The 26,120-nt window shown below is 64.8% G+C and carries 32 protein-coding genes; 21 read left to right on the top strand and 11 right to left on the bottom strand.

What is annotated here, in order from left to right:
* Positions 1–62 precede the first annotated feature (62 nt).
* Complete coding sequence (locus JI749_RS04440; RefSeq protein ID WP_201659729.1) at positions 63–1,010, top strand: NAD-dependent epimerase/dehydratase family protein; 948 nt, start codon at positions 63–65, stop codon at positions 1,008–1,010.
* Entirely contained in the window at positions 1,010–1,396 is a 387-nt protein-coding gene (locus JI749_RS04435; RefSeq protein WP_201659726.1) for a DUF4260 domain-containing protein, read from the top strand. The genes JI749_RS04440 and JI749_RS04435 overlap by 1 nt, the downstream gene beginning before the upstream one ends.
* Here JI749_RS04435 and gluQRS read toward each other — a convergent pair.
* Positions 1,393–2,250 carry a tRNA glutamyl-Q(34) synthetase GluQRS gene (gene gluQRS / locus JI749_RS04430; protein WP_201659723.1) on the bottom strand — a complete coding sequence of 286 codons (858 nt, stop codon included), beginning with the start codon at positions 2,248–2,250 and terminating at the stop codon, positions 1,393–1,395. The genes JI749_RS04435 and gluQRS overlap by 4 nt on opposite strands.
* 13 nt (positions 2,251–2,263) lie before the next feature.
* Between gluQRS and JI749_RS04425 the strand changes: the two genes are divergently transcribed.
* The 5 genes from JI749_RS04425 to JI749_RS17630 all read left to right on the top strand — a co-directional run bounded on the left by JI749_RS04425 (position 2,264) and on the right by JI749_RS17630 (position 4,759).
* On the top strand, positions 2,264–2,923 hold the full coding sequence (locus JI749_RS04425; RefSeq protein ID WP_201659720.1) for a DNA-3-methyladenine glycosylase family protein: 660 nt from the start codon (positions 2,264–2,266) through the stop codon (positions 2,921–2,923).
* On the top strand, positions 2,920–3,579 hold the full coding sequence (locus JI749_RS04420) for an alpha/beta hydrolase (RefSeq protein ID WP_201659717.1): 660 nt from the start codon (positions 2,920–2,922) through the stop codon (positions 3,577–3,579). Before JI749_RS04425 ends, JI749_RS04420 begins: the two co-directional genes overlap by 4 nt.
* Positions 3,580–3,669: 90 nt before the next feature.
* Positions 3,670–4,227 (top strand): HNH endonuclease, encoded by a 558-nt coding sequence (locus JI749_RS04415; protein WP_201659714.1) that lies wholly within the window; start codon positions 3,670–3,672, stop codon positions 4,225–4,227.
* Between the two features lie 68 nt (positions 4,228–4,295).
* The gene (locus tag JI749_RS04410; protein ID WP_201659711.1) at positions 4,296–4,556 is read left to right on the top strand and encodes a type II toxin-antitoxin system ParD family antitoxin; all 261 of its coding nucleotides are present in this window, start codon (positions 4,296–4,298) and stop codon (positions 4,554–4,556) included.
* Positions 4,556–4,759 (top strand): type II toxin-antitoxin system RelE/ParE family toxin, encoded by a 204-nt coding sequence (locus tag JI749_RS17630; RefSeq protein ID WP_201659706.1) that lies wholly within the window; start codon positions 4,556–4,558, stop codon positions 4,757–4,759. The genes JI749_RS04410 and JI749_RS17630 overlap by 1 nt, the downstream gene beginning before the upstream one ends.
* 86 nt (positions 4,760–4,845) lie before the next feature.
* Here the strand turns inward: JI749_RS17630 and JI749_RS04400 are convergent, their stop codons facing one another.
* Positions 4,846–5,355: a disulfide bond formation protein B gene (locus JI749_RS04400; RefSeq protein ID WP_201659703.1), complete on the bottom strand. Its 510-nt coding sequence runs from the start codon at positions 5,353–5,355 to the stop codon at positions 4,846–4,848.
* Between the two features lie 94 nt (positions 5,356–5,449).
* Complete coding sequence (locus tag JI749_RS04395; protein ID WP_201659700.1) at positions 5,450–6,274, bottom strand: DUF72 domain-containing protein; 825 nt, start codon at positions 6,272–6,274, stop codon at positions 5,450–5,452.
* Positions 6,275–6,434: 160 nt separating this feature from the next.
* On the opposite strand from JI749_RS04395, the gene JI749_RS04390 reads away from it, so the two are divergent.
* Entirely contained in the window at positions 6,435–7,649 is a 1,215-nt protein-coding gene (locus tag JI749_RS04390) for an MFS transporter (RefSeq protein WP_201659697.1), read from the top strand.
* 87 nt (positions 7,650–7,736) lie between these two features.
* Here JI749_RS04390 and JI749_RS04385 read toward each other — a convergent pair whose 3' ends face one another.
* Entirely contained in the window at positions 7,737–8,411 is a 675-nt protein-coding gene (locus JI749_RS04385) for an outer membrane protein (protein WP_201659693.1), read from the bottom strand.
* A 152-nt stretch (positions 8,412–8,563) separates the two neighbouring features.
* Positions 8,564–9,715 (bottom strand): D-alanyl-D-alanine carboxypeptidase family protein, encoded by a 1,152-nt coding sequence (locus tag JI749_RS04380; protein ID WP_201659690.1) that lies wholly within the window; start codon positions 9,713–9,715, stop codon positions 8,564–8,566.
* Positions 9,716–9,873: 158 nt separating this feature from the next.
* Between JI749_RS04380 and JI749_RS04375 the strand changes: the two genes are divergently transcribed.
* Positions 9,874–10,443 carry a type 1 glutamine amidotransferase family protein gene (locus JI749_RS04375; RefSeq protein ID WP_201659687.1) on the top strand — a complete coding sequence of 190 codons (570 nt, stop codon included), beginning with the start codon at positions 9,874–9,876 and terminating at the stop codon, positions 10,441–10,443.
* A gap of 34 nt (positions 10,444–10,477) precedes the next feature.
* On the opposite strand, the gene JI749_RS04370 is transcribed toward JI749_RS04375, so the two are convergent.
* Positions 10,478–11,140, bottom strand: coding sequence for a redoxin family protein (locus tag JI749_RS04370; protein ID WP_233280857.1), 663 nt, complete (start codon positions 11,138–11,140; stop codon positions 10,478–10,480).
* 14 nt (positions 11,141–11,154) lie between these two features.
* Here JI749_RS04370 and argH point away from each other — a divergent pair, with 14 nt between their 5' ends.
* The 4 genes from argH to JI749_RS04350 all read left to right on the top strand — a co-directional run bounded on the left by argH (position 11,155) and on the right by JI749_RS04350 (position 16,135).
* On the top strand, positions 11,155–12,603 hold the full coding sequence (gene argH / locus JI749_RS04365; RefSeq protein WP_201659684.1) for an argininosuccinate lyase: 1,449 nt from the start codon (positions 11,155–11,157) through the stop codon (positions 12,601–12,603).
* Positions 12,604–12,660: 57 nt separating this feature from the next.
* Positions 12,661–13,380: a gamma-glutamylcyclotransferase gene (locus JI749_RS04360; protein ID WP_201659681.1), complete on the top strand. Its 720-nt coding sequence runs from the start codon at positions 12,661–12,663 to the stop codon at positions 13,378–13,380.
* Positions 13,381–13,570: 190 nt separating this feature from the next.
* Positions 13,571–14,830: a diaminopimelate decarboxylase gene (gene lysA, locus JI749_RS04355; protein WP_201659678.1), complete on the top strand. Its 1,260-nt coding sequence runs from the start codon at positions 13,571–13,573 to the stop codon at positions 14,828–14,830.
* A 201-nt stretch (positions 14,831–15,031) separates the two neighbouring features.
* Positions 15,032–16,135 carry a winged helix DNA-binding domain-containing protein gene (locus JI749_RS04350; RefSeq protein ID WP_201659675.1) on the top strand — a complete coding sequence of 368 codons (1,104 nt, stop codon included), beginning with the start codon at positions 15,032–15,034 and terminating at the stop codon, positions 16,133–16,135.
* A gap of 7 nt (positions 16,136–16,142) precedes the next feature.
* Here the strand turns inward: JI749_RS04350 and JI749_RS04345 are convergent, their stop codons facing one another.
* Together JI749_RS04345 and JI749_RS04340 are read right to left on the bottom strand one after the other, a co-directional pair.
* On the bottom strand, positions 16,143–16,553 hold the full coding sequence (locus JI749_RS04345; protein ID WP_201659672.1) for a response regulator: 411 nt from the start codon (positions 16,551–16,553) through the stop codon (positions 16,143–16,145).
* Positions 16,553–17,521: a zinc-ribbon domain-containing protein gene (locus JI749_RS04340; protein WP_201659670.1), complete on the bottom strand. Its 969-nt coding sequence runs from the start codon at positions 17,519–17,521 to the stop codon at positions 16,553–16,555. The genes JI749_RS04345 and JI749_RS04340 overlap by 1 nt, the downstream gene beginning before the upstream one ends.
* A gap of 218 nt (positions 17,522–17,739) precedes the next feature.
* Here JI749_RS04340 and ftsE point away from each other — a divergent pair, with 218 nt between their 5' ends.
* The 7 genes from ftsE to JI749_RS04305 all read left to right on the top strand — a co-directional run bounded on the left by ftsE (position 17,740) and on the right by JI749_RS04305 (position 23,506).
* Positions 17,740–18,402 (top strand): cell division ATP-binding protein FtsE, encoded by a 663-nt coding sequence (gene ftsE, locus JI749_RS04335; RefSeq protein ID WP_201659667.1) that lies wholly within the window; start codon positions 17,740–17,742, stop codon positions 18,400–18,402.
* Positions 18,395–19,324 (top strand): cell division protein FtsX, encoded by a 930-nt coding sequence (locus JI749_RS04330; RefSeq protein ID WP_201659664.1) that lies wholly within the window; start codon positions 18,395–18,397, stop codon positions 19,322–19,324. The genes ftsE and JI749_RS04330 overlap by 8 nt, the downstream gene beginning before the upstream one ends.
* Before the next feature lie 170 nt (positions 19,325–19,494).
* Positions 19,495–20,301, top strand: a complete 807-nt coding sequence (locus JI749_RS04325) for a lysophospholipid acyltransferase family protein (RefSeq protein ID WP_201659660.1) — start codon at positions 19,495–19,497, stop codon at positions 20,299–20,301.
* Positions 20,302–20,428: 127 nt separating this feature from the next.
* The gene (locus tag JI749_RS04320; RefSeq protein ID WP_201659658.1) at positions 20,429–20,773 is read left to right on the top strand and encodes a hypothetical protein; all 345 of its coding nucleotides are present in this window, start codon (positions 20,429–20,431) and stop codon (positions 20,771–20,773) included.
* Between the two features lie 296 nt (positions 20,774–21,069).
* Positions 21,070–21,249: a 50S ribosomal protein L32 gene (gene rpmF, locus JI749_RS04315; RefSeq protein ID WP_201659655.1), complete on the top strand. Its 180-nt coding sequence runs from the start codon at positions 21,070–21,072 to the stop codon at positions 21,247–21,249.
* Positions 21,250–21,363: 114 nt separating this feature from the next.
* Positions 21,364–22,764 (top strand): class II fumarate hydratase, encoded by a 1,401-nt coding sequence (gene fumC, locus JI749_RS04310; RefSeq protein ID WP_201659652.1) that lies wholly within the window; start codon positions 21,364–21,366, stop codon positions 22,762–22,764.
* A gap of 286 nt (positions 22,765–23,050) precedes the next feature.
* Positions 23,051–23,506 (top strand): hypothetical protein, encoded by a 456-nt coding sequence (locus JI749_RS04305; RefSeq protein ID WP_233280856.1) that lies wholly within the window; start codon positions 23,051–23,053, stop codon positions 23,504–23,506.
* A gap of 3 nt (positions 23,507–23,509) precedes the next feature.
* On the opposite strand, the gene JI749_RS04300 is transcribed toward JI749_RS04305, so the two are convergent.
* The 3 genes from JI749_RS04300 to gloB all read right to left on the bottom strand — a co-directional run bounded on the left by JI749_RS04300 (position 23,510) and on the right by gloB (position 25,213).
* A complete protein-coding gene (locus JI749_RS04300; protein WP_201659649.1) occupies positions 23,510–23,761 on the bottom strand; it encodes a hypothetical protein in 252 nt (83 codons plus the stop codon).
* Between the two features lie 139 nt (positions 23,762–23,900).
* Positions 23,901–24,443 carry a GNAT family N-acetyltransferase gene (locus JI749_RS04295; RefSeq protein WP_201659646.1) on the bottom strand — a complete coding sequence of 181 codons (543 nt, stop codon included), beginning with the start codon at positions 24,441–24,443 and terminating at the stop codon, positions 23,901–23,903.
* 2 nt (positions 24,444–24,445) lie between these two features.
* Positions 24,446–25,213 (bottom strand): hydroxyacylglutathione hydrolase, encoded by a 768-nt coding sequence (gloB, locus tag JI749_RS04290; protein ID WP_201659643.1) that lies wholly within the window; start codon positions 25,211–25,213, stop codon positions 24,446–24,448.
* Positions 25,214–25,316: 103 nt separating this feature from the next.
* Here gloB and JI749_RS04285 point away from each other — a divergent pair, with 103 nt between their 5' ends.
* Entirely contained in the window at positions 25,317–26,048 is a 732-nt protein-coding gene (locus tag JI749_RS04285) for a class I SAM-dependent methyltransferase (protein ID WP_201659640.1), read from the top strand.
* Positions 26,049–26,120 lie beyond the last annotated feature (72 nt).

Below are 26,120 nucleotides of genomic sequence, written 5' to 3'. Positions count from 1 at the left end.
AGCCGATGTCAGAACGATATTGAATGGGCCACCTTGTGTCCATCGACAACGGAGTTTTTTCGATGAGCAAGGGCAAGGTCACCATCCTGGGTATCAACGGCCATATTGGCCATCACGCCGCCAAGGCCTTTCACGCCGCGGGCTTCGCCGTCACCGGCTTCGGCCGCGCCAACCGGCACCCCATCGCAGGCGTCGACTTCATCAAGGGCGATGCCGGAAGCCTGGCCGACCTCAGGGCCGCCATCGCCAATGCCGACATCGTCGTCAACGCCCTCAACCTGCCCTACGACAGGTGGGACAAGGGTCGCGCCGAAGCACAACTGGCCACCGTGATCACCGCGATGGGTGATAGTGGCAAGACCCTGATGTTCCCCGGCAATGTCTACAACTATGCCGCCAGCGACCGCCGCATGAGCCCGCCGACGCCCCAGCGCCCCCAGACGCCACGCGGCGCCATCCGGGTGCGGCAGGAGGAAATGCTCGCCGCCGCCAGCAAGGCGGGCAAGTTCCGGACCATCATTGTCAGGGCCGGCGATTTCTACGCGCCGGGCAATACCGGGGACTGGTATGACCAGGCCATGCTAATGGAAGTGAGGAAGGGCAAGATCTACCATATGGCAGATCGCAAGCTGGGCCATGCCTGGGCCTACCTGCCCGATCTGGGCCGTGCCTTTGCCGTGCTGGGCGAGAAACGCGCAGAGTTCGGCGCCTTCGAGAATTTCCACTTCGCCGGCCACTATGTGACCCACGGCGCTTTGATGGATGCTATCGTCAAGGCCGCGCCGGTCCCGCTCAAGGTCGCTCCGCTGCCCTGGATCATTCTCCAGGCCATGGGGCTGGCCAATGGCGTGATCCGCGAAGTGGTCAAGATGCGCTATCTGTGGAACAACCCGATGGAACTTGTCGACCCGCGGCTCGAGGCCATACTCGGGCCAGATTTCAATACGCCGTTCGAGGTGGCCGTGGCCGAGACGGTGAAGCCGTTTTTCGCGCAGCAGGCGGCCGCGTGATGGGCGAGTTCATCCTCTGGCAGCGCGCCGAGGCGGTCCTGGTTTTTCTCGCAGGCCTGCTGCTGTTCTGGCAGGCCGACAGCGGGCTGACCTGGTGGCTGGCGGCGATCCTGTTCTTTGCCCCCGATCTCGGCTTCGCGGCCTATTTGGCGGGCAATCGCATCGGCGCGGTCATCTACAACCTGGTCCACCTCTATGCCTTCGGCCTTGGGCTCTTCGCGATCGGCATCGTCCTGGCCATGCCAGTGGTCGCTGCGCTTGGCGCCCTATGGCTGGCGCATGCGGGTTTCGACCGGCTGTTCGGCTATGGCCTCAAATCCACCCGCGGCTTCGACATCACGCATCTGGGGATGATCGGCAAGCATGGAACCGACCCCTCGGCCTAAAGCCCTACCGCCCGGCGCACATCTGCGGGTGTCCATCCGATGGCTCGCAAATCCGCCAGGCTCTGCGAGCCTTTTGATTTGCTCAGCTTCTTGCCCTCGTCATCCAGGATCAGCCGATGGAAGTGGTAGATCGGCGACGGCAGTCCCAGCAGCATCTGCAGCAGCACATGGATATCGGTTGCCGCCTCCATGTCCCTGCCGCGCGTCACATGCGTCACGCCCTGCGCCGCATCGTCGACCACGACGCTGAGGTGGTAGCTGGTGGGCGTGCCCTTGCGCTGCAGCACCACGTCGCCCCAGCGCTCCGGCCGCGCATAGCGGACCTGCGGGCGATCCGTCACCAGAGGCCCGACCGCGGTAAAGGTCAGCATGCCGGTGCGGGCCGTCGCGGCTTCGGCATCGAGGCGAAACTGCACCGGATCGCCCCGTTCGAGCCGCTCGATCTGCGTGCCACGATCCAGGTGGCGGCAGGTCCCGGGATAGAGCGGCGCGCCATCCGGGTCGGTTGCCATGGCCGCTGCCGCGATCTCGCTGCGCGAGCAGAAGCAGGGATAGAGCAGCCCCTGGGCGCGTAAATGGTTGCCGGCATCGGCATAGACTGCCATGCGGTGCGACTGCTGCATCACGGGCTCGGGCCAGTCGAGGCCCAGCCAGGTCAAATCCTCTGCAATAGCTGTGACAAATTCGGGTTTACTGCGTTCCGCATCAATGTCTTCGATCCGCAGCAGCGCGGTGCCGCCCAGCAGGCGGGCGGCGTTCCAGGTAACGAGCGCGGAATAGGCATGGCCAAGATGCAGCCGCCCGTTGGGGCTGGGGGCGAAGCGAAGGACAGGACTGGATGACGGCTTTGACACCGGGGTTTTCTACATGAGCGCCTTGCCGCCGTCACCGCGTCTCGACAGTGCCGAGGCGGTTGCTGCCCATATCGAGATGCTCGTGGCCATCGATCCGCGCTTGGCGGCGGTGCGCGACTTTGCCGGCCCGGTGCAGCCGCGCATCTCGCCGCCGGGCTTTCCCGGCATTGCCAAGGTCATCACTGGCCAGCAGGTTTCGGTGGCCAGCGCCGGCGCCATCTGGAGCCGGTTCGCGCAACTGCCCGGCGCGCTCGACCCGGTGACCTACCTGAGCTTGAGCGAAGAGCAGGTGCGCGGCGCTGGCTTTTCCGGCAGCAAGTACCGGACGGTGCTGGCGATCGCCGAGGCCATGGTGGCCGGTACGCTCGATTTCGACCATCTCGAGACCCTGCCCGCCGACGAAGCCGTCCGCTACCTGGTTGCCCACAAGGGCATCGGTCCATGGACCGCCGAAGTCTATCTCATGTTCTGCGCCCAGCACCCCGACGTCTTCCCCGCTGGCGACCTGGCCCTGCTCAAGGCGGTGAAGCAGGGGCTCGGGCTTGACGCTCGGCCCACCATCAAGGACATGATCGGCATCGCCGCGGGCTGGACCCCGCATCGTTCGGCCGCCGCCCTGCTGTTCTGGCGCTATTTCGCGGTCATGCGCGACCGGGAAGGAATTCTTCTGTGACCAAGCTCTCCGGCCCCATGCTGCCCCCAGCCTCCGGCGGCGCTCCAAAACAGGCCGTTGTGCTGCTGCATGGCTATGGCAGCGACGGCAATGACCTGATCGGCCTGGCGCCGCATTGGCAAGGCGTATTACCCGACGCCGTCTTCATCTCGCCCAATGCGCCCGAACCCTGCCGGCAGTTCGCCTTCGGCTTCCAGTGGTTCGACGTCAGCTTCGACGGTGACCGCCTGGCCAGGCGGCAGGAAGGCGTCGTCCGCGCGCGGCCGGTGCTGCTCGAATTCTTGAACGATCTCTGGAGCCAGTCGGGCATCGGTCCGGAAAACACCATCCTGGCCGGCTTCAGCCAGGGTGCGATGATGGCGCTGCATACCGGCCTGTCCCTGGAGGGGCCGCTGATGGGGATCATCGCCTTCTCCGGCGCTTTCCTGCCGCCTGACGGTTTCGGCGATGCGTCCCGGGCCAAAACGCCGGTATGCCTTGTCCATGGCGATGCCGACGATGTCGTCGATCCCGAGCACAGTGCCGATGCCGACGTGGCCCTCAGGCTGGCTGGGTACGACGTGAGCTACCATGTGAGCCCTGGCGCCGCCCATGGCATCGCCCCCGATGGCCTGGCCTTTGCCACGGACTTCATCTCCCGCCTGTCGACAAAATAAAGCGCGCCTGCCCCGCTTCACAGCCCTGACACAAACGGCTTAGTATAAGGGGGCTATGGACTTACTCGATTCCCGTTTCGGGAGACTCAAGTGACCATCCACGTGTCGCCTGAGGCCTGTCCCGCTCTGGTGTTGAACGCCGATTTCCGGCCGCTCAGCTATTATCCACTTTCGCTCTGGTCGTGGCAGGATGCCATCAAGGCGGTGTGCCTGGATCGGGTCAATATCGTTTCGCACTACGATACCGTCATCCATTCGCCCAGCTTCGAGATGCGACTGCCCAGCGTGGTTTCGCTGCGCGACTACGTCAAGCCGGCGCGCCATCCGGCCTTCACCCGCTTCAACGTCTTCCTGCGCGATCGCTTCCAGTGCCAATATTGTGGCAGCAAGGACGACCTGACCTTCGATCACGTCATTCCCCGCTCCAAGGGCGGCCAGACCACCTGGGAAAATGTCGTTGCCGCCTGCGCGCCGTGCAACCTGCGCAAGGCCAACCGCATGCCCAGCGAAATCCACATGTTCCCGCACCAGAAGCCGTATCATCCTACGGTGCACGACCTGCACAATAACGGCCGCGCCTTCCCGCCCAACCATCTGCACCAGAGCTGGCTGGACTACCTGTACTGGGATATCGAGCTCGAGCCGTAGCCGCCAATCTCTTGCCGGCGGGTTCGCCAATAACTATTATTGGTTCGATCCGGCATGGAGATCTGACGATGGCGATCAGCGCTGAACTGGGCGAGACCCTCGAAAAGGTGGTGGCGGACCTAGTCGAAAACGGTCGCTACAACTCCAAGAGCGAAGTGCTGCGCGAAGGCGTGCGGCTGGTGCAGGAGCGCGAGGTGCGGCTGCGCGAACTTGATGCTAAAATCCAGGCTGGCATGGCTGATATAGCGGCGGGGCGCGTGACGCCCGCCGACGAGGTATTCGCGGAGCTCTATGAGCATATTGACCGGATTGCGCGCAAGGTGTCGTGATGAGGATCGTCTTTTCAGACGAGTCCAGGCGCGATTTGCGCGGCATAACCGGTTTCATTGCTGCCGACAGCCGTTCGCGTGCGCGTAGCTATGTGGCGGAACTCGCCAGCGCCTGCACGTCGCTCGCAGATCAGCCGCTGCGCTATCCACTCATACCGAACTATGAATCGCTAGCTCTGCGTCGCCGGCCGTATGGCAACTAAGAGATCATCTATTTCGCCGAAGGCGACGTGGTAACCATCGTGCGTGTGCTACACGCAGCCATGGACCTTTCGTCGGCACTCGGCGACTAGCCCCGCTTGCTGCGGCGGGCCTGGGCCCACATCGAGACGCCCAGTAGCGCCACGATCGCCAGCGAAATCAGCGCGTTGTACCCGGCCAGCGAAATGCCCAGGAAACGGAACTGCACCACGTCGCAGCCGATGACGGGGGTGAGGTTGTTGAGCGCGTCGAAATCCATCGGCCCGCCCACGCCCGTGCAGGCAGTCGGACCCGGCCAGAAACCCCATTCGACACCGGCATGAAAGGCGCCCATATAGGCGCCCCAGATGAAGATGGCGGTGACCACCGCCATGGCGACATACCAAACCGCCAGCGGCAGCCGGTTCCAGGTGATCAGCACCGCCAACAGGATCGGCAGGCCGTAGTAATAGGCCATGCGCTGTTCTAGGCAGAGCTCGCAGGGCTGCAAGCCGCCGATCAGCTGCGATCCCCAGGCGGCGAGGATAGTCACCAGCCCCAGGACAAAGGCTAGGCCCGCCGATTTCTTGTCGAGCGGGTGGATAATCGATGCGGCCATGCTGCGGGATCTCTTGGGGTGACGCTTGTGGCGGTTGGATAGACCGCTATTGCGGCGAATTCCAGCCGGAAACGGGCTTGTGATGGTCTCGGACTCAATCGCCATCCAGGCGGATCCCGGCCGCCTGGCGCAGGGCGATGGCGTTGGCCGGGGCGTGGAGCTTGTCCTCGTGGACGAAATAGGCGAACACGTCTTTGCCCACTGCGGCCCATGCCTTCGCAGTCGCTGCCCATTCCGCGATGTCGGCTGCCTGATAGCCATTGCCGCGCGGCGGCCCCTGCAACCGGCAATAGGCGAAGTCGGCGGTCAGCTCGCGCGATGGATTTTCCGCCGTGTCGGCGATGACGCGAGCGACATTGTATTGGCCCAGCAGGGCATCGACCTCGGGCACCGTGAAACTGGCATTGCGCATCTCGATGGCATGCCGGATCGGGCCGACGCCTTCGGTGGCAAGAAAGGGCGTTGACTTGAGCCGATCATCGGCCTTGCCGGCGAGGGCCACGTAGTCGCTCGTCGTGCGGGGCAGCAATTGGAGGAAGGTTTCCAGCACCTCCCTACTGTAAGTGATATTGGGCGGCAGCTGCCACACGAACGGTCCCAGTTTGGACCCCAATGCCAGGGGCCCCGAGGCAAAGAAATTGGCCAGCTCCTGCTCGCAGTTCTTGAGCCGCTTGATGTGGGTCACCAGCTGCGGCCCCTTGATCGAGAAGATGAAGCCGTCACGCGCCTCGCCAGCCCATTTGGCAAAGCTCTCCGGCTTCTGGTTGGCGCGGAACGTGGCGTTGATCTCGATCGTGCCGAGCCGGGAGCTGGCATAGGCGAGCTCCTTTTTCTGCACCAGACCTTCGGGAAAAAACGTGCCGCGCCAGGGTTCGAACACCCAGCCAGCCGTTCCTGTGCGTATCGCGCCAGTCGTCATGCTTGATCCTTTCCAGCCGGATGATGCAAACCATCGTGCCCGCATCGAAATAAGCCCGACCTGTCGCAGCGGGCAAGGCTCATGCGTCATTGACACGAACCGGCATCGACAGGGCGGTTCAAGTCATGACATGAGCAAGGCACTTGGAGGCCGCATCCAGATGAGCCAACCCGCCCGCCTGCCGTTTGGCCAATCGCAAAGGACGGCCCTGCTGCTGGCTGCCAGCAGTGCCATTGCCGGATCGGTCGGTCCGATCGCCATCGGCTCGGGGGGCCTGGCGGGCGCCTCGGTCCTGCCGGCCGATGCACTGAGCCTCTCCACCATGCCGGTCACCACCTTCGTGATCGGCTCGGCCATCGCAGCCATCCCGGCGGCCCTGCTGATGCGGCGCGTCGGCCGGCGCGCCGGCTTCATCACCGGCGCCCTGGTCGGCGCCAGCGGGGCGGGCCTCGCCAGCCTGGCGCTGGGCCTGGGCTCGTTCTGGTTGTTTGCCATGGGCATGATGGTGCTGGGCGGGGCCGCCGCCTTTCTCCAGCAATATCGGTTCGCCGCGGCGGACGCATCCGAGCCCGCCTTCAAGGATCAGGCGATCGCCTGGGTCATGGCCGGTGGGATCGTCTCGGGCATAGCAGGCCCGCAACTGGCCATCCACGGCCGCAGCATCTGGCCGGATGCCCCCTATGCCGGCCCGTTCTTCCTGCTGGCGCTGCTGTTCCTCTGCGCCGTTCCGCTGCTGGCACGGCTTCGCGTCCCCATGCCCAAGCAACTTGCCACCGGGCAAAATGGCCGGCCGCTCAGCCGGATCATCAGCCAGCCCCGCTACCTCTTGGCCATGCTGATCACTGTTTCGGCCTATGCGATGATGAGCCTGATCATGACGGCAACGCCGCTGGCCATGGTCAAGCTGTGCGGGCATTCGGTCTCCGACGCGCAGATCGGCATCATCTTCCATGTCCTGGCCATGTTCGGTCCGAGCTTCTTTACCGGCCGTCTCATCGCCCGCTTTGGCCGCTCGACCATCGCCGCTGCCGGTTTCCTCCTGATCGCTGCCGCCGCCGGCGTAGCGCTGACCGGCACCAGCGTCGCCCAGTTCTGGCTGTTGCTGACCCTGCTCGGTGTCGGTTGGAATTTCGGCTTTATCGCCGGCACCGCCATGATCACCGATCTCTATCGTCCTGAGGAAGCCGCCAAGACCCAGGCCTTCAGCGAATTTGCCCTGTTCTCCATCATCGCGCTGGTAACCTTTGCCTCGGGCGGACTGATCGCCGCCGTCGGCTGGTGGGTACTTAACCTGCTGGTTTTTCCGCTCGTGGTCCTGGGCATTGCCCTGATCGTGGTCGAGGAGCTTGCCGACCGGCGTCGTGCCGCCGTCTAATCGAACGGCGCATGCCGGACAAGCAGATGCCGGCGACAGAACTGCCGCCGGCATCGGCCGACTTTGGAGGAGGATATCGAGAGCTGGCTAGAACTTGTAGTTGAGGCCCGCACGCACCACGCTGAAGCGCTGCGTCGCGTCGATATTGCCGACCGGCAGCCCGCTATAGCTCTGGGTACCCAGGTCGACGTAGAGGTATTCCGCCTTGATCGAGATATTCTGCGTCGCCTGCGCTTCAAGGCCGACGCCGGCGGTCCAGCCCGTGTGGGTGGCCGACTGCGAGGTGGTGACCCCGCCCGGATTGGTCAGGCTCGCCGAACCGCGGCCCGCCGCCACACCGCCGGTGACATAGGGCATCACCTGGCCGAAGGCCATGCCCGCACGACCGCGCAGCGTGCCATAGAAGTCGATGCCGGTCTTGAATGAGCCGACGCCGGCAATATCCTCGGTATAGCCGATATTGGACCATTGCAGGTCTGCTTCCGCACCCAGGATGAAGCCGCCCATATCCACGTTATAGCCAGCCTGGCCGCCCAGGTTCCAGCCGCCGGTGCTGTTGGTGGCCTGCGCCCCGGGGGCTGGCGACACGGTTGCCGTGCCGAAGCCATAGCCGCCGCTGACGCCGGCATAGAAGCCGGACCAGCCTGTGGCCGGGGTGGGTGAATAGATCGGGCTGGCGCCGCTGTTCCAGCCCAGATCGGCGGCCTGGCTGGCGGAAGTCAGCAGAAGGATCGCGGAAAGCATGATGCCAAGGCGCTTCATGGATGTCCTCGTTCTCAGAAAAAGGGAGTGGCTTTCCGCAAAATGCGACGGAAAAAATTAACACCCCGGTAAGGAACAAGGTTAACGCCATGCGGGAGCGCCATGGCTGGGCGCGGCATTTTGCGCCCGGCGCATGGAACCGGCGCTAGGACCTAGAAATTCGGGCGGGGCCGAGGAAACGGCACGGCATCCGAAGCGGTGGCCGGCATCCCAGGACGCAGCGCGCCATCGAGCGAGGCTTCTGCGGTCGGCGTGGTGAAGACCGGCAGGTGCACCGGGCGCGGGCGTGGCAAGTTGACCCCAACCGCGATGCGCCCGAGATCGGTCGCCACATAGGAGGTTGCCGCCACCGTGTCGGTCAGAAAGCTCGGCTGGCCCTTCAGACCCATGGGAAAGGCCGCTTCCTGGGCCGCGACATAGGTCTTGGCATCCTTGCCGCAGATCAGCGGACGCATGTCGACTGGTGCGGCGCCCGGATTGTTGCCCAGTGTCAGCACCGTCTGTCCATTGGGCTGGGCCGAACCCGATAGGCCACGCAGGATCAGTTCGGCGGCATGCTCGTTGCGGTCGCGGGCCGATGAACCGCCCAGGATCACCGCCAGCAGCCGCCGTCCGTTTCGATCAACCGTCGCCACCATGTTGAGACCCGAGGCGCAGACGAAGCCGGTCTTCATGCCGGTGGTGCCGGCAAAGCTCTGCAGCAGCTTGTTTTCCGATTCCAGCGTCTTGCCGTTGAGCACGACATTGGCGGTGCCGAAGATGGGCATATATTGCGGAAAGCTCTGGCGGATATAGAGCGACAGCACCGCCAGGTCGCGCGCCGAGGTCATCTGCGCGGGGTCATGCAGCCCGTTGGGGTTGGTGTAGTGGGTTGCCGTCAGCCCCATGCGCCGGGCTGCATCGTTCATCAGCGCCACATAGCCGGCCTCGTCGCCGGCAAGGGTTTCGGCAATGGCCATGGCCACGTCATTGGCCGACTTGACCAGCATGACGTAGAGCGCGTCCTGGAGCGTCAGGGCGCTCCCCACGGCCAGGCCGGACTTGGATGGCGCCTGGTTGAAGGCCTTCTTGGAAATCACCACGGGCGTATCGAGCGTGGCCTTGCCCAGCGCAATCTGCTCGAAGGCGACATAGGCCGTCATCAGCTTGGTCAACGATGCCGGATGCCAGGGCTGGCCGGCCTCCTGGGCGTAGAGCACGTCAAACGTATCCATATCCACCAGCAGCATCGGATTGGCACGGGCAGGCATCAGGCTGAGCAGGGCCAGCATGAGGACAAGGACAAGGCGACGGGCAAACAGCACGGTAAAACGGCTCCGGAACGGCGGAAGACCGGCCCCTCTTAGCAGCGCGGGCGGCTCACCTCAATGCGACCCGCCAACGCTGACGGGCTTTTGGACCTGCTGACACGCTCTGTCGCATGGGCGGACCAGTTTTGGCGCCATCAACAGGGAGAAGCCAGATGACCTCTATCGTGACCATTCTGACCGACGGCTACGCCGACTGGGAAACCGCCCTGCTCAACGCGGCGGCCCGATCCTATTTCCAGATCGACACCCGCTTCGCTACACCGGGCGGCAAGCCGGTGACGTCGTCGGGCGGCCTCAAGGTGACACCCGATCTGGCGGTGGAGGATATCGACGTCGACGCCATCGATGCACTGGTGGTCAATGGCGGCACGGCCTGGAGCCAGCCCGATGCGCCCGATATCGCCAAGGTGCTGCTGGCCGCGCGCGACGCCGGCAAGACGGTGGCGGCCATTTGCGACGCGACGCTGGCCATGGCCAGGGCTGGATTGCTCGACACGGTCGAACACACGTCCAACTCGACCGACAATCTCAGGCCGACTGGCTACAAGGGTGCGGCCCACTACCGGGATCAGCCCGACGCGGTCGTATCAGGCAAGATCGTCACCGCTCCCGGCACGGCGCCTGTGAGCTTCATGGGTGGGGTCCTGCAGACCCTGGGCCTGCGCGACGACAACCTCGACTACTACCTCGGCATGTATGCCGCCGAGCACAAGGCGGCGTAAGCCGAAGGCTCGCATCGGGCGCCGGCTGACCTCCTCAGGCGCCCAATGCGAGCAGCCTTTCGATCACCGCTTCGCCATCGGGCGTGTCCCAATGCGCGGGCCCCTGCAGCACCGCCAGCTCGCACCCATTCTCGTCGAGCACCAGCGTCGCCGGCAGGCCGACGGCGACCGCCTGCTGCTTGAGCCGCTCGAAAGCCGCGAAACTGTTGTCGGCAAAAAGTGGCAGGTTGGCGAAGCCATTCTCCTCGAGAAAGGCCTTGGCCTTGTCGAGCCCGCCTTCGCCGATATCGAGATTGATGGGCAGCACCATGAACGCGTCCGAATTGTACTTGGTCGCCAGCGCATCAAGGGCCGGCATTTCCTCGCGGCACGGTACGCACCAGCTGGCCCAGAAATTGACCAGCAGGGCCTTGCCCTTGAAGTCGGCGATGGTCATGTCGGCGCCATCGGCGTCCTTGAAGGCCATGGTGGCGTAGCCGCGTCCTTCGCCCGTGCCATTGAGCGCCGCCAGTTCCCCCACTGCAGCATCGCCAATGGCCGCCGCCTCCTCGGCCTGAACCGGGCATTCCTTTGCCCCGGCGGCATTGCCGAGCCAGAACCACGCCGCTATAGCTACGGCCAATCCCGCCAAGCCCAGGACGACCCACAGCCGGACCCGGCTCGTTGCTCCCGGGCGAGGCGCTTGCGTGTCGGTCATAGAGGTCTCCGGAAATGAGCAACAAGATGTGGGGCGGACGGTTTGCCACCGGCCCCGACGCCATCATGGAGGAAATCAACGCCTCGATCGGCTTCGACCAGCGCCTGTTCCGCCAGGATATTGCCGGATCGATCGCCCACGCGACAATGCTCGCCGAGACGGGCATTCTGACGCAGGAAGACCGCGACGCCATCATTGCCGGTCTAAACGAGGTGCTGGCTGAAATCGAGGGCGGCTCTTTCACGTTCTCGCGGGCGCTCGAAGACATTCACATGAATGTCGAAAGCAAGCTGCGCGAAAAAATCGGCGACGCCGCCGGCCGGCTGCACACCGCCCGCTCGCGCAACGACCAGGTGGCGACCGATTTCAAGCTCTATGTCCGCGACACCATCGACACGCTGGTAGTGCAGGTCCACACCCTGCAGCTGGCTCTCGTCACCCGCGCCGAGGAAGAAGCCGAGACCATCATGCCCGGCTTCACCCACCTGCAGAGCGCCCAGCCGGTGACCTTCGGCCATCACCTGCTCGCCTATGTCGAAATGCTCGGCCGCGACGCCGGCCGCCTGCTCGACGCACGCAAGCGCCTCAACGAGTCGCCCCTCGGCTCAGCGGCTTTGGCCGGCACGCCCTACCCGATCGACCGGCACATGACGGCCGAAAAGCTCGGCTTCGACCGCCCCACCGCCAATTCGCTCGATGCCGTCTCGGACCGCGATTTCATCCTCGAGACCCTGGCCGCGGCCTCGATCTGCGCCATGCACCTGTCCCGCTTCGCCGAGGAAATGGTGATCTGGAGCTCGGCCCAGTTCGGCTTCGTCCGGCTCAGCGACAAGTTCACCACCGGCTCATCCATTATGCCGCAAAAGCGCAATCCGGATGCCGCCGAACTGGTGCGCGCCAAGATCGGCCGCATCCTTGGCGCGCTCACATCGCTGCTCGTCGTGATGAAGGGCCTGCCGCTCGCCTATTCCAAGGACATGCAGGAAGACAAGGAAGTCGCCTTCGACGCCCTGGATTCGCTGTCGCTGTCGCTGGCCGCCATGACCGGCATGGTCGGCGACATGACGGCCAATCGCGAGCGCATGCGCGCTTCCGCGTCCGCCGGTTTTTCGACCGCCACCGACATTGCCGACTGGCTGGTGCGCCAGCTCAACATCCCCTTCCGCGATGCCCATCACATTACCGGGCAGATCGTCGCCCTGGCCGAGCAGAAGAATTGCGGCCTCGAGGGCCTCACCATCGAGGACTTCAAGTTCATCGACCAGCGCATCGACAGCCGCATCCACAAGGTGCTGACCGTCGAAGCCTCGGTCGCCGCGCGCCAGAGCTATGGCGGCACGGCACCGGCCAATGTGCTGATCCAGGCGGCACGCTGGAAGACCGAACTCACCGGCGTGGCCCATGAGCCACGCCCGCTGGGCAAGAAAAAGCATGGCGGCGGCGGTGATGGCGGGGTTGAATAGGACGGCAAATCCCACGATCCTGTTCCATCACGATGTCAGTGGGAAATGGAGCGCCGAGTGCCTAAACTTCCCCGGCAGATGCGGCTCACCGAGCGCCATGTCGGCTACCTCACGCCCGAGGCTCCGTCCGAGGACATGCCGCCGCCGCCATCAGGCATGCGCGCGGCAACGCCGGACGACCACCAGCGCACCATCGCCGAGTTGCTCGGGCCGCGCCCCGAGCATGACGAGGTCTGGATCTTCGCCTATGGCTCGCTGATCTGGAAGCCGGCCTGCGACTTCGTCGAAATGCGCACCGGGCTGGTGCGGGGCTGGCACCGCGCCTTTTGTCTGGGCTGGAACAACCGCTTCCGCGGCTCGGACAAGACGCCCGGCCTGATGCTGGCGCTGGATCGCGGTGGCGCCTGCAAGGGCGTACTCTACCGCCTGCCTCCGGGGCAGATCGACGATTGCATGACCAAGCTGCTCGAACGCGAGATGGGCTGGCTGCCCTCGCCCTTTCCGCCGCGCTGGGTCAATGTCCGCAGCGGCGATCGCACCATCCGGGCCATCACCTTCTGCATCGACCGCAACTCGGGCCGCTATGTCTCGGGCCTCTCCGTCGATGCCATTGCCGATGTCCTGGCCACCGCGGTTGGCACGCGCGGCTCGATGGCCGAGTATCTCTTTGCTACGGTGCAGCACCTCGAGGAAATCGGCATCCACGACCCCCATCTCTGGCAGCTGCAGTCGATGGTCGCCGATCGCATCGAAACCGCTTATGAGCCGGATCGCTAAGTCTTGCTTTCGTTTTCGGTGGCGGTGAACTAGGGATTGCCGCGAAACATTTGACACTCGATGTCATTCCGGCGAAGGCCGGAATCCATGTCCGGAACGACCCGCACGTCGGATGTGTGGGGATGAATGCGGACCTGGACCCCGGCCTGCGCCGGGGTGACCTGGTGTTTGCACAACGATCGGGGCAAGCATGGTCCACCACTTCAACCACCGCGACGACACCCTCTATGCCGAGGACGTCAATCTCAACGATCTCGCTGTCAAGGTAGGAACGCCTTTCTACGTTTATTCGAGCGCCACGCTGCGGCGCCACGTCCGGGTGGTGAAGGCCGCCTTTGAGGGCATTCCGACGCTCATGGCCTATGCCATGAAGGCCAATTCCAATCAGGCCGTGCTCAAGCTCATGGCCTCCGAAGGCGCGGGCGCCGACGTGGTCTCGCTGGGCGAGCTCGAGCGCGCCCTGGCCGCCGGCATCAAGCCGGAGATGATCGTCTTTTCCGGCGTGGCCAAGACCGTGGGCGAAATGCGCCGCGGCCTCGAGGCCGGCATCAAGTGCTTCAACGTCGAGAGCGAGCCCGAGCTCGAGCGCCTGTCGATGATCGCCGCCGACATGGGCCCCACCGCGCGCGTGTCCGTCCGCGTCAACCCCGACGTCGATGCCCGCACCCACGCCAAGATCTCGACCGGCAAGGCGGAGAACAAGTTCGGCATTCCCTATGCCCGCGCCCGCGATGTCTATCGCCGCATCGCCGAGCTGCCCAATGTCGAGGCCGTCGGCGTCGACATGCATATCGGCAGCCAGCTGACCGATCTCGAACCCTTCGGCACCGCCTTTGGCCTGATGGCCGAACTGGTCAAGGCCCTGCGCGCCGATGGCCACGATATCAAGCATGTCGATGTCGGCGGCGGCCTGGGCATTCCCTACAATGTCGACGAGACCGCCCCGCCGCTCCCCAGCGCCTACGCCGCCGTCGTGCGCGACAAGATCGGTCAGCTCGGCTGCACCCTGGTCATCGAGCCGGGGCGCCTGCTGGTCGGCAATGCCGGTATCCTGGTGACCAAGGTCGAATATGTGAAGGAAGGCGGCACCAATTTCGTCATCGTCGATGCGGCGATGAACGACCTGATCCGCCCCACGCTCTACGAAGCTCACCACGACATCGTGCCGGTCAACCATTCCAACCTGGCGCCCATTACCGCCGACATCGTCGGCCCGGTCTGCGAGACCGGCGACTACCTCGCCAAGGCCCGCACCATGCCCGGCGTCAAGGAAGGCGACCTCCTGGCCGTGATGAGCGCCGGCGCCTATGGCGCCGTCATGGCCTCGACCTACAATTCCCGCGCCCTGATCCCCGAAGTGCTGGTCGATGGCGACCGCTGGCACGTCATCCGTCCGCGCAAGAGCCTGGACGAACTGATCGCGCTCGATAGCGTCCCGGACTGGGTTTGAACTTACTCCCACCCACCGGACGTCACCCTCGGGCTTGACCCGAGGGGGCTGCACTTACTGAGATATCGTCAGTGAAGAGCCCTCGGCTCAAGGCCGAGGGTGACGATTGAGGGGGTGGAAGGCTTGGCGGGCATCAGACCCACTGCTGTCACCCCTTGTCAGCGCCACTGCCGCATAGTCTCCTATCCCGAGGAGACCGCCATGCCGCAGACGCTGACCGATCGCCAGCTCAACCGCGCCACGCTGGCGCGCCAGTGGATGCTCGAACGCGCCGATGTCGCCATCCCCGACGCCATCGCCTTCCTGCTCGGGCTCCAGGCCCAGACCAGCGGCGGTCCCTACCAGGGCCTGTGGAACCGGCTGCGCGACTTTCGCCACGCGGACCTGACGACGCTTATCCACGACAAGTCGGTATTGCGTGCCACCACCATGCGCACGACGCTTCATCTGCACACCGCCGACGACATGCGGTCCATCCGGCCCGTCATGCAGCCGGTGCTCGACCGCACCTGGCAATCGACCTTCCGCAAGCGGGTCGGCAGTGCCGAACGTGCCGCGGTGCACCAGCGCGGTGTCGAACTGCTCGACCAGTCGCCCCTGACCAGCGGCGATCTGGGCAAGCGCCTGGCCGAAAGCTGGCCCGATGCTGAGCCGTTGGCGCTGGCGCAGGTGCTGCATTGCAGCGAGACGCTGATCCAGGTCCCGCCGACCCGTGTCTGGGGCCATGGCGGCCCGCCCCTGCTGAGCCGCATCGAGAACTGGGCCGGCGCGCCCGTGGGGCCCGCCATGGCCCTTCCCGACCTGGTGCGCCGCTATCTGGCCGCCTATGGCCCGGCCAGCATCATGGACATGCAGAGCTGGTCCGGCCTCACCAAGCTGGCCCCGGCCTTCGAGGCGCTGCGGGGTGAACTGGTCGAGTTCACCGGCGAGGACGGCCGCACGCTCTACGACATTCCCGACGGGTTGTTGCCCGATCCGGACACCCCGGCTCCGGTGCGCTTCATGCCCGAATACGACAATGTCTGGCTCGGCTTTGCCGACCGCTATCGCATCCAGCCCGAGCTGGCGCGCAATCGCATGGTACTGGTGAACGGCTATATCGCCGCCTACACGGTCGATGGCTTCATATCAGGCAATTGGACGCTCAAGCGCAGCAAGGACGACATCGCCATCACCATTCTCCCCTTCCGTGAGTTGACCAAGGCGGAGACAGCCGATGTCGAGGCAGAGGCGCACGCCCATGGGGCGTTCCTGGCCGATGGCAAGGGCGTGGTGACGGTCGCTTGGGAGAAGGTGGTGGCGTGACCAGCGCCTATTCCCGTTGCGCTTGACGACCGAGCGACACCACTTCCACCGGCTTGCCGGCCAGCGCGTCGTCGACCTTCTGCAGCAGGTCCGCCAGGGTGAACGGCTTGGTGATGACGTCGTAGATCAGCGCCTCGAGCCCATGCGCCCGCTCGCGCTGGTCGGCAAAGCCGGTCATCAGCACAATGATCACATCGGGAAACTTGGCGGCAACATGCAGGGCCAGCCCGATGCCATCCATGATCGGCATCTTGATATCCGAGAGCAGCAGGTCGAAGCGGCCATTCTCGGCATCGACGGTCTCCGCGGCGAGCCCGCCATCTTCCTCGGCGACGACTTCGTGCCCCTTCATGGTGAGGGCGCTGACCACGAAGGCGCGCACCGATGGATCGTCTTCGGCAACCAGGATGCGGGCCATCAGTGATGCTCCGGAGTAGGCGTGTGTTCGGGTGCGGCGGGAGCCGCATGATCGGTTTGGGCTGGCGCGGCATGGCCGGCATCGTGATCTGGACCGGCATGTCCGGCGGCCGTTTCCTGCGGCTCGGCCGAGTCGCCTGCCTGCGCCTCGTCCATGCCGGCATGGGCCTCGGCGGAAATGATGGGCATGCCCTGCCCGCCGGCAAAGGTAAGGCGCACGCGCTCCGCCTCGCCAGGCGGCAAGGTCAGTTGCGTGTTGAAGGTCGCGCGCTCCCCGGCCATCAGGTCGCGCACCCCCGGCGTGACGCTCCATTCGTAGATGGCGTGCCCGTGCACGTCGATCAGGGTGACCACGACATCTGGCACCGCGGCCGGCTCAGGCTCGAGCCCCACGATCTGCGCCGAGACCATCAGCACATCCTTGCCGTCGCGCGTCGTCCTCAGGCTCGACATATCGGAGAAGTCCAGCCCCACCACGTTGACGCCCAGGCCGACCGCCTCATAGACGCCGGCCATCGCTGGAAACCGCTCCACCACCTGCAGGCGACCGAAATAGGCCGTGGCTGCAGTGGCGGCCAGCAGCACTAAACCCGCCACGCGCACCGAGCGGCGCAGCCGGGCCAGCGGCAGTTCGGCCGCAATCGCCGTCTGCCGACGCGTGAAGGCCTTCTGTCGCTTTCGCACCAAGGCGGGGTCGACCTTGCCGGCTGCCGCGCGGCTTTCGACTTCGAGCCGCGCCGCCACCTCGGCGGCAACCTCGCGCTCTTCGGCCTGCATGGCCTCATCGAGGCTATCCTCGGCAATCGCCTCGAAGGCCTGCTTCTGCTCGTCGGTGTCGTCATCCTTGGTCAGCGGCCGCTGTTGCCAGGCCTGCTGGCAATGGGCGCACTGTACCTTGCGCCCGGCCGACCCGATGGCCTCATAGGTCACCTGGTACTTGGTCTGGCAATGTGGACAGGTGATGATCATCGCGCCAGACGGTGGAGAGGACGAAATATGCCACGTCCGACCCTAGAGGCTGGGGGTTAAAACTCCCCAAACCATTCAAACAGCAGCAGCAATCCACCACATTCGTGCCGCTTTCGTGCCGCCAAGGACACGACCATGCGCATCGGCTCCGCTGGGCTGTTATGATGCGCTCGACACCTGATTCGCGTTGGCGCGGACCATTCGGGGAGCCGCCGTTCTTGATCGAGTTTTCCAATGTCGGGCTGCGTTACGGCAACGGGCCGGAAATCCTGCGCGATCTGACCTTTTCGGTCGAGCCGGGCTCGTTCCATTTCCTGACCGGCCCCTCAGGCGCCGGCAAGACCAGCCTCCTCCGCTTGCTGCTGCTCTCGCTCAAGCCCTCGCGCGGCCGCGTCACCATGTTTGGCGAGGATGTGAGCAATCTCAGCCAGGATCGCCTGCTGCAGATGCGGCGCCATATCGGCATCGTGTTCCAAGAATTCCGCCTGCTCGACCACCTGACCACGTTCGAGAACGTCGCGCTGCCACTGCGCGTCCTGGGACAGGCCGAGAGCGAATACCGCCCCAACGTTACCGAACTGCTCGAATGGGTGGGTCTGGGCGAACGCATGAACGCCCTGCCCTCGCTGCTTTCGGGCGGTGAGAAACAGCGCGCTGCCATTGCCCGCGCCGTCATTGCCCGGCCCAAGATCCTGCTGGCCGACGAGCCGACCGGCAATGTCGACCCTGATCTCTCCAGCCGCCTCGTGCACCTGTTCGCCGAACTCAACCGCACCCTGGGCATGACCATCATCCTGGCCACGCATGAATTGCCGCTGCTCGACAAGTTCAATTACCCGCGCATGCTGCTCAGTAAGGGCGAGTTGGTGATCCATGATTGAGCGCGTCCTGGGCCTCCTGCCTTCTCGCAAGGGCGCTGCCCCCATCGTTCCCGAAAAAAGCGTTGCCGGCCGCACCCTGCTGCTGCTGATCACCATCATGAGCTTTCTCTCCGCGGTGACGCTGGGCGGGGTGGTGCTGGTGCAGAAGTCGGCCATCGCCTGGTCGGCCGATGTGGGTCGCGAGGTCACGATCCAGCTCCGCCCGGTCGAGGGCGAGGTGATGGACAGCAATTTGCGCACCGCCGTGTCGTTGGCCGAGGCCACCCCGGGCGTCGCTTCGGCACGGGCCCTCACCATCGAGGAAAGCCAGCAGTTGCTCGAGCCTTGGCTGGGCACCGGCCTGGATCTCACCGCCATTGAAATTCCGCGCCTGGTCGTCGTCCAGTTGGCCGATCCGGTCGAGGCCGATATCGAGGGCCTCGGGCGCAACCTTGCTGCCGTCAAGGGTGCCAGCCTGGACACGCACGCCGCCTGGCGCCAGCAGCTCAACACCATGGCCGGAACCATCGTCCTGTCGGGCCTGCTCGTCCTGGTGCTGATCGGGGCCGCCACGGTTCTGGCCATCGTCTTTGCCACCCGCGGCGCCATGGCGACCAATCGCGAGATTGTTGACGTCCTGCACTATATCGGCGCGTCCAACCGCTTCATTGCCGGCGAATTCCAGGGCCGGTTCCTCTCCATCGGCCTCCAGGGCGGGCTGCTCGGCACGGTCGCGTCGCTGCTCTTCTTCACCCTCATCGGCACCGCCGCCGGCAACATGCTCTCGAGCGAGGCGGGGGCGCAGGTCGGCGTCCTCTTCGGCCGCTTTGCCCTGGGGATCGATGGCATCGTCGGCATCCTGGCCGTCGTTCCCGTCATCGCCGCCCTCACGGCCATAACCTCGCGCGTCACCGTCCGGCGCTTTCTCAACGAGACCTCCTAGCCCGGAGTGTCGGGGCTCGCGTCAAGGCGAGCCGAGAAGGGCGGGGCTTCCAGAACCGGAGCGGAGCGTACAGGGGTACGTGAGCACCTCCATTCCGGGGAACGCCCTCGCCAAGCCGGCGTTAGCCCGCTATGACGCTTCAAAACGGTGGCAGGCCGTGGGAGAGGTTCATGGCAATCGTCCAGGCAGTGCGCACCGCACTGTTTTATCTGGTCTTCATCGGGCAGACGGCCGTGGTGGCGATCATCGTCGGCATCATTGCCATGATCGCCGGTCGCACCCCGGCAAGCTGGGCCCTCGCCAAATTCTGGTGCCGGTCCAACCTGGTCTACCTGCGCGTCCTGGCGGGCGTCAAAACCGACGTGACCGGCGAGGAGAACATCCCCGCGGGCGGCTGCATCATCGCGGCCAAGCACCAGAGCGACTGGGACGTCTTCGCCATTTTCCCCCATACCGGTCGCCCCGCCTATATCGTCAAGAAGGAGCTGATGGACATCCCCTTCTTCGGCCCGGCGGCACGGTCGCTGGACTGCATCGAGGTCGACCGCAAGAAGGGCGCCGAGGCGATCCCGCTGCTGATGGAGCAGGCGCACGCCGCCATCGATCGCGGCTGCCGCATCGTCATCTTCCCCGAGGGCACCCGCAAGGCGCCCTTGGCCCCAGCCGACTACCGCCAGGGCATTGCGCGGCTTTATCTTGAGCTCAACGTCCCCGTCGTGCCGGTCGCGCTCAATTCCGGCCTGTTCTGGGGCCGCAACAGCCTGATCATCTGGCCCGGCACGGCGCAGGCCAGGTTCCTCGCCCCCATCGAAGCCGGTCTTCCCGCCGACGTATTCATGGAGCGACTCAAAAAAGCCATCGAATCGGAGTCCGATGCCCTCATTCTCCAAGCTGAGGATCATGGTCTTTCGCGCCCCGTCGATACCAAGCTGCGCGCCCGCCTCGACGCTCTCCGTCAGGCACGGAATAGTGCTTGAATACTATATATTGACCCAAAGCGCGAAAAGGCCCATACATCTAGAGGTCAGGCAGGGGACGGCTTGACGCCTTCTGCATTTTGTTCTATTTTTGTTCTTGTTTGACGAACGCTATGGGGATGGCGCGATGGCTGGCATTACCGAGAACAAGATCCTGACGCATGGCTTCGGCCGGATCAGCAAATGGCTCGGACGCTCCGGACAGGCCTATGGCCTGGTCAGCGAAAGCCTCGAGCGCTTCGCCATGGCCGACGCCGATCTCTACCTCATTGCCAAGGGCAACCACGTGCTCTGGGTTGGCTCGACCGGTGAGCTGGTTGGGGATGCCATGAGCCGCAGCCGGTTCCGCCTGGCGCTTGATTGCGCCGACCGCGTCTTCCGCCTGCTCACCCCCAGCGCCGCCGCCGAACGCCTCACCACTATCTGGGATCTTGAAGGCGCCGAACCGGCCCAGTCCATGCAGGCGGCTTAGGGACTGCCGTTTGCGGCATATGTAGCCCCATACACCGGACGTCACCCTCGGGCTTGACCCGAAGGCTCTTCACTTGCCGGATCAAGAAGGTGCAACACCCTGGGGTCGAGCCCGAGGGTGACGTCAAGTGAGAGGACCACCGATTGTGGGCGAGGCGGCACTTGCGCTTGTCGACTCCGCGCACAACCCCCTTCACAACCCCGCGCTCTTCCTCTATAGAGCCCACCAATCCCTTCAGAGATGAAGTCTCTGGGCCGCTCTGGCGGCGCAACGATATTGAATTCGGAGTACCGACCATGGCAGTGCCAAAACGAAAGACCTCGCCGATGAAGCGCGGCTTCCGCCGCTCGGCCGACGCTCTTGCCAGCGCATCCTATGTTGAAGACAAGGATTCGGGCGAGCTGCGCCGCCCGCATCACGTCGACCTCAAGACCGGCATGTATCGCGGTCGCCAGGTTCTCGACGTCAAGAAATAAGCCGAAAGGCTGTTTGGCGCGCCTGCGTCGATCTGATATTGGACGGCCGGTCTCGCTTGGGACCGGCCGTTTTGTTTTGTTCGCCGCGGCAGCGGCGCCGCACCGGAGAATGCAATGAGCACGCGCGTCGAATCGGACACCATGGGCACCATCGAGGTCCCCTCCGACAAGTATTACGGCGCGCAGACGGCCCGCAGCCTGATGAATTTCGATATCGGCGGCGAGAAGATGCCGACCGAGATCGTCACCGCCTTCGGCGTCCTCAAGAAGGCCGCGGCTTTGGCCAATCACAAGCTGGGCCTGCTCGACGAAACGACCCGCGACCTGATCGTCGCCGCGGCTGACGAGGTGATCTCGGGCAAGCTGGCCGATCACTTCCCTCTCGTGGTCTGGCAGACCGGCTCGGGCACCCAGTCCAACATGAATGTCAACGAGGTCATCTCCAACCGGGCCATCGAGATGGCGGGCGGCACCATGGGCTCCAAGAAACCCGTGCATCCCAATGACCACGTCAATATGAGCCAGTCGTCCAACGACACCTATCCCACGGCCATGCATATCGCCGCCGTCGAGGCGCTGGAGAACTACCTCTTCCCGCGCGTCCAGCTGCTGCGCGATACGCTCAACGCCAAGGCCGAGGAATTCATGGATGTGGTCAAGATCGGCCGCACCCACCTGCAGGACGCCACGCCGCTGACCCTGGGCCAGGAAATGAGCGGCTGGGTCGCCCAGATCGATTTGGCGGTCAAGGCCATCAAGGCCACCCTGCCCCAGCTCAAGGAACTGGCGCTGGGCGGCACGGCCGTCGGCACGGGCCTCAATGCCCACCCTGATTATGCCGTGGCCGTGGCCAAGGAGATCGCCACCCTCAGCGGCCACGACTTCGTCACCGCCCCCAACAAATATGCCGTCATGGCTGGCCACGACGCCTTTGTGGGCACCTCGGGCGCGCTGAAGCAACTCGCCGCCGCCTTCATGAAGATCGCCAACGACGTGCGCTGGCTGGCCTCGGGCCCCCGCTCGGGCCTTGGCGAAATCACCATTCCGGAAAACGAGCCCGGCTCCTCGATCATGCCGGGCAAGGTCAACCCGACCCAGTCCGAAGCCATGACCATGGTGGTCGCCCATGTCATGGGCAATGACGCCGCCATCGGCTTTGCCGCATCGCAGGGCAATTTCGAGCTCAACGTCTTCAAGCCCGTCATCGCCTACAACTTCCTGCAGTCGGTGCGGCTCCTCGCGGACAGCGCCAAGAGCTTCAACGACAACTGCGCGGTCGGTATCGAGCCCGATCGCAAGCGCATCAAGCAGCTGGTCGACCAGTCGCTGATGCTGGTCACCGCGCTCAACCGCAAGATCGGCTATGACAACGCCGCCAAGATCGCCAAGACCGCCCACAAGAACGGCTCGACGCTGCGCGAAACCGCCATCGAACTGGGGCTTCTCACCGGCGAGGAATTCGACGCCGAGGTGAAACCCGAACAGATGGTCGGTCCGCTCAAGCTCAAGAAGTAGTCTTTCCGTCGACACCATCCCCGCAGTCTGCGCCCCTCGCCCCTCTGGGGAGAGGGGTAGCGCCGCCGGGAGCGCAGCGACCTGGCAAAGCTAGGGTGAGGGGTGCGATGCTCGGGCATTCTCCCCGTTGTTGGACCGCACCCCTCACCCGGCTGCGCGCCGACCTCTCCCCGGAGGGGCGAGGTAAGAACGCCGCTCAGCCCCTGTTCATCCGGACGCGCCTAGACCTTTGCGCCGCCGCGCCAATCTGGCATGGTCCACGCATCAGGGAACAGGAGAGCTCACCTTGGTCGAACACGTCTATGTGCCACCCGTCGGGGCCACGCCGCGCCGCAGCGGGCCGTTCATTCCGCCGCTGCTGATCATCCCGTTCCTGATCTACAACGTGGTGGTTTTCCTGTTCCTGGGCGGCAACCCGGCCGGCTGGAACAATACCGTGCTCAACATCGCCATGGTGTCGGGCGTGCCATGGGCCGTCTCGGTGGGCGACCTCTTGATCATCGGCTCGCTCATCCTGCTGTTCTTCGAACTGCTGAAGTCGACCCGCATCGGCTCGGTTTCGATCGTCGAGCACATGCTCTCGATGATCGTCTTCGTGGTGATCCTGGTGGAATTCCTGCTGCTCGGCGCTGCCTCGAGCACGGTGTTCTTCATCCTCTTGGTCATGGCGCTGATCGACGTGGTCGCCGGCTTCACCATGTCCATCACCTCAGCCACCCGCGATATGACTGCGGGCCACTAGCGGCTAGGCCTCGATACTGGTGCGATAACCGGCCGGCATGCGTTTGACCGCAACCCTGGCGCCATCGGCATAAGCCCCGATGGCGCCTTCTGCACTGCCGCGCCGGCGGGCGCGCTGCGGCGCCAGGTTGTGGCGCTCGGCCAGCAACTGGCTGACGAAAGCCGCGGCGGTCGGATTGCGCAACAGCGAAGGACGCGGACGCGGCGTCCCGACCAGGACGGGCAGACCTGCGGAGGGTGTTTCAGAACTGGCCAATTGCGCCTCGCTTGTCTCGAAGCGGGCCAGTCTGTCTCGAAATGAGACAACCCATCTGGCCCTATGCCCCATTAGGGGCAATCCGTGTGCCAGATGCTAACGTTTTGTTAACGCTTTCCGCTCCCAAAGCGGGTGATGGTTAAAGTGCCAGGTGCATGATGTGCCGCCGCGTGCCTTCGCGGCCCGCCGGTGTGAAGCCTTCGCGCTTGAAGGCGGGCACGAATCCCATATGGCGGTAACTGGGAGAATCGGGATCCACGGGATAGGCTTCAAGGATCTCGGCCTTGTGCTTTTTGGCGTGTCTGGCGGCGGCCGCGATCAGCTGCGCGGTCAGGCCCTGTTTTCGGTGATCGCGATCGATGTACAGGCAGGTCAGCGACCACACCTTGCCATTATCCTCGATCCCGCCCAGGCCTTTCTGGAACGTCTCCTTGGGTGCCACCGACACCCAGGCCACGGGCGTGCCGCTACTATAGCCGATCAGGCCCACCGGCACGCCACCGTTGATCCGGTCCAGCATCTGCTGCTTGCGGGCCGGGCCCTTGGCGTCCTTGAGTTCTGCCGATGTAGCGCGAAATGCCATGCACCAGCACCAGTTGGGGCCGCCCCTGGCCCCGAACAGGTCTTCGAAATCGCCGACAGTTTTCGCCGTTACCGGTTTGAATGTCAGCTTTTTGGACATGGTTAGAAGTTGTCCTTGCCCTTCCGGATGGCCGCGAAGACTTCGGCCGGGTCGGCGCCCTCGAGCCCATAATGCCGCGCCAGGCCCGGATCGTCGGCCCGCAGGAACGGATTGGCCGCCTTGTCCTCGCCCAGCAGGAACGGGATCGTCGGCCGCCCGGCCTCGCGCAGGGCCGTCACCTCGGCCGACCGCTTCTGCAACGCGGCATTGTCGGGGTCGATGGATAGCGCGAACCTGGCATTGCTCTGGGTATATTCGTGCCCGCAATAGACCAGCGTATCATCAGGCAGCGCGCGCAGCGCCTTGACCCCCTCCCACATCGGGCCTGGCGTACCCTCGAACATGCGGCCCACGCCCAGGGAGAACAGCGCATCGGCGGTGAACAGGTGCTTGCCTGCGCGGTCGTGGAAGACGATGTGGCCCAGCGTATGGCCCGGCGCGTCATAGACGTCGAATGTGGTCTCACCCAGGCTCACCGTGTCGCCACCGGCCACCAGCTCGTCGAGATCGGCGATCTTGTCGGCCTCGCCGCGCGGCCCGACCACCCGCGCGCCAAACTCGGCCTTGAGCTCGGGAATGGCCTCCACATGGTCGATATGATGGTGGGTGATGAAAATATCGGTCAGGGTCCAGCCACGGTGCACCAGGGCATTTTTGATCGCGGCCGTCTCGGGCGCGTCGATGGCGGCCGTGCGCCCCGTGGCGGTGTCATGCACCAGGTAGCCGAAATTATCGCTCCGGGCGGGAAACACATCGACGATCAGACTCACGAGCGGCACTCCTTTGACAACTGCGCTTGAAAGCTAGGCATGCCCGTTCCACATGACAACCGGCTGTTGGACAAGTCCTTGGGAAAGCGGCAAAGTTGCGCACATGACCGCCGATGTCACCCGCCTGATTGCCTATTACAAGTCGCCGCTCGGCCGCATTTCGCGCGCTTTGGTGCGCGAACAGGTCATTGGCCTGGCCGAAGACGTGACGGGCAAGCGCGTGCTGGGCCTCGGCTTCGCCACCCCCTATCTGCGCTTCACGCTCGACAAGGCCGAGCGGGTGCTGGCTTTCATGCCGGCCCGACAGGGCGCCTCGGCCTGGCCGCGCGAGGGTCCGTCGCACACGGTGTTGTGCGACCCGCTCGAAATGCCGCTGACCGACGCCGCCATCGACCTCACCATCGCCATCCACGCCATCGAGCATGTCGCCGATGCCGAGGAGCTGATGCGCGAACTCTGGCGCGTCACCGCCCCCAATGGCCAGCTGATCCTGGTCGTGCCCCGCCGCCGGGGCATCTGGGCCCAGCGCGACAATACCCCCTTCGGCTCGGGCAACCCCTATTCGGGCGGCCAGCTCGACAAGCTGCTGCGCGACCACAGCTTCGTCCCCGAAGCCTGGCGCGACGGCCTGTTCCTGCCGCCCTTCCAGAGCTCGCTTGTGCTCAAATCGACCCGCCTCTTCGAGCGGGTCGGCCGCCTCTTCGGACCCGCCATGAGCGGCGTCATCTGCGTGCGTGCCCGCAAGGAAACCTTCCCTGCCGTGCCCCGCCGCAAGCGCGAGGAGCGCTTCGTCCGCGTTCCGGGCCTGAGCACGGCGACGGCCCGGCAGGGCTGAAGCACTCAACTCCCTTTGCCTTCCGCCCCCGCTTTGACTATGGTCCGCGCGGTTTTTCCGCCCTGGCGTCCC

The organism is Devosia oryziradicis (genome assembly GCF_016698645.1).
GTDB lineage: Bacteria > Pseudomonadota > Alphaproteobacteria > Rhizobiales > Devosiaceae > Devosia > Devosia oryziradicis.
Note: the sequence above shows the minus strand (reverse complement) of the source record. Positions and strands in the feature narration are given on the sequence as shown.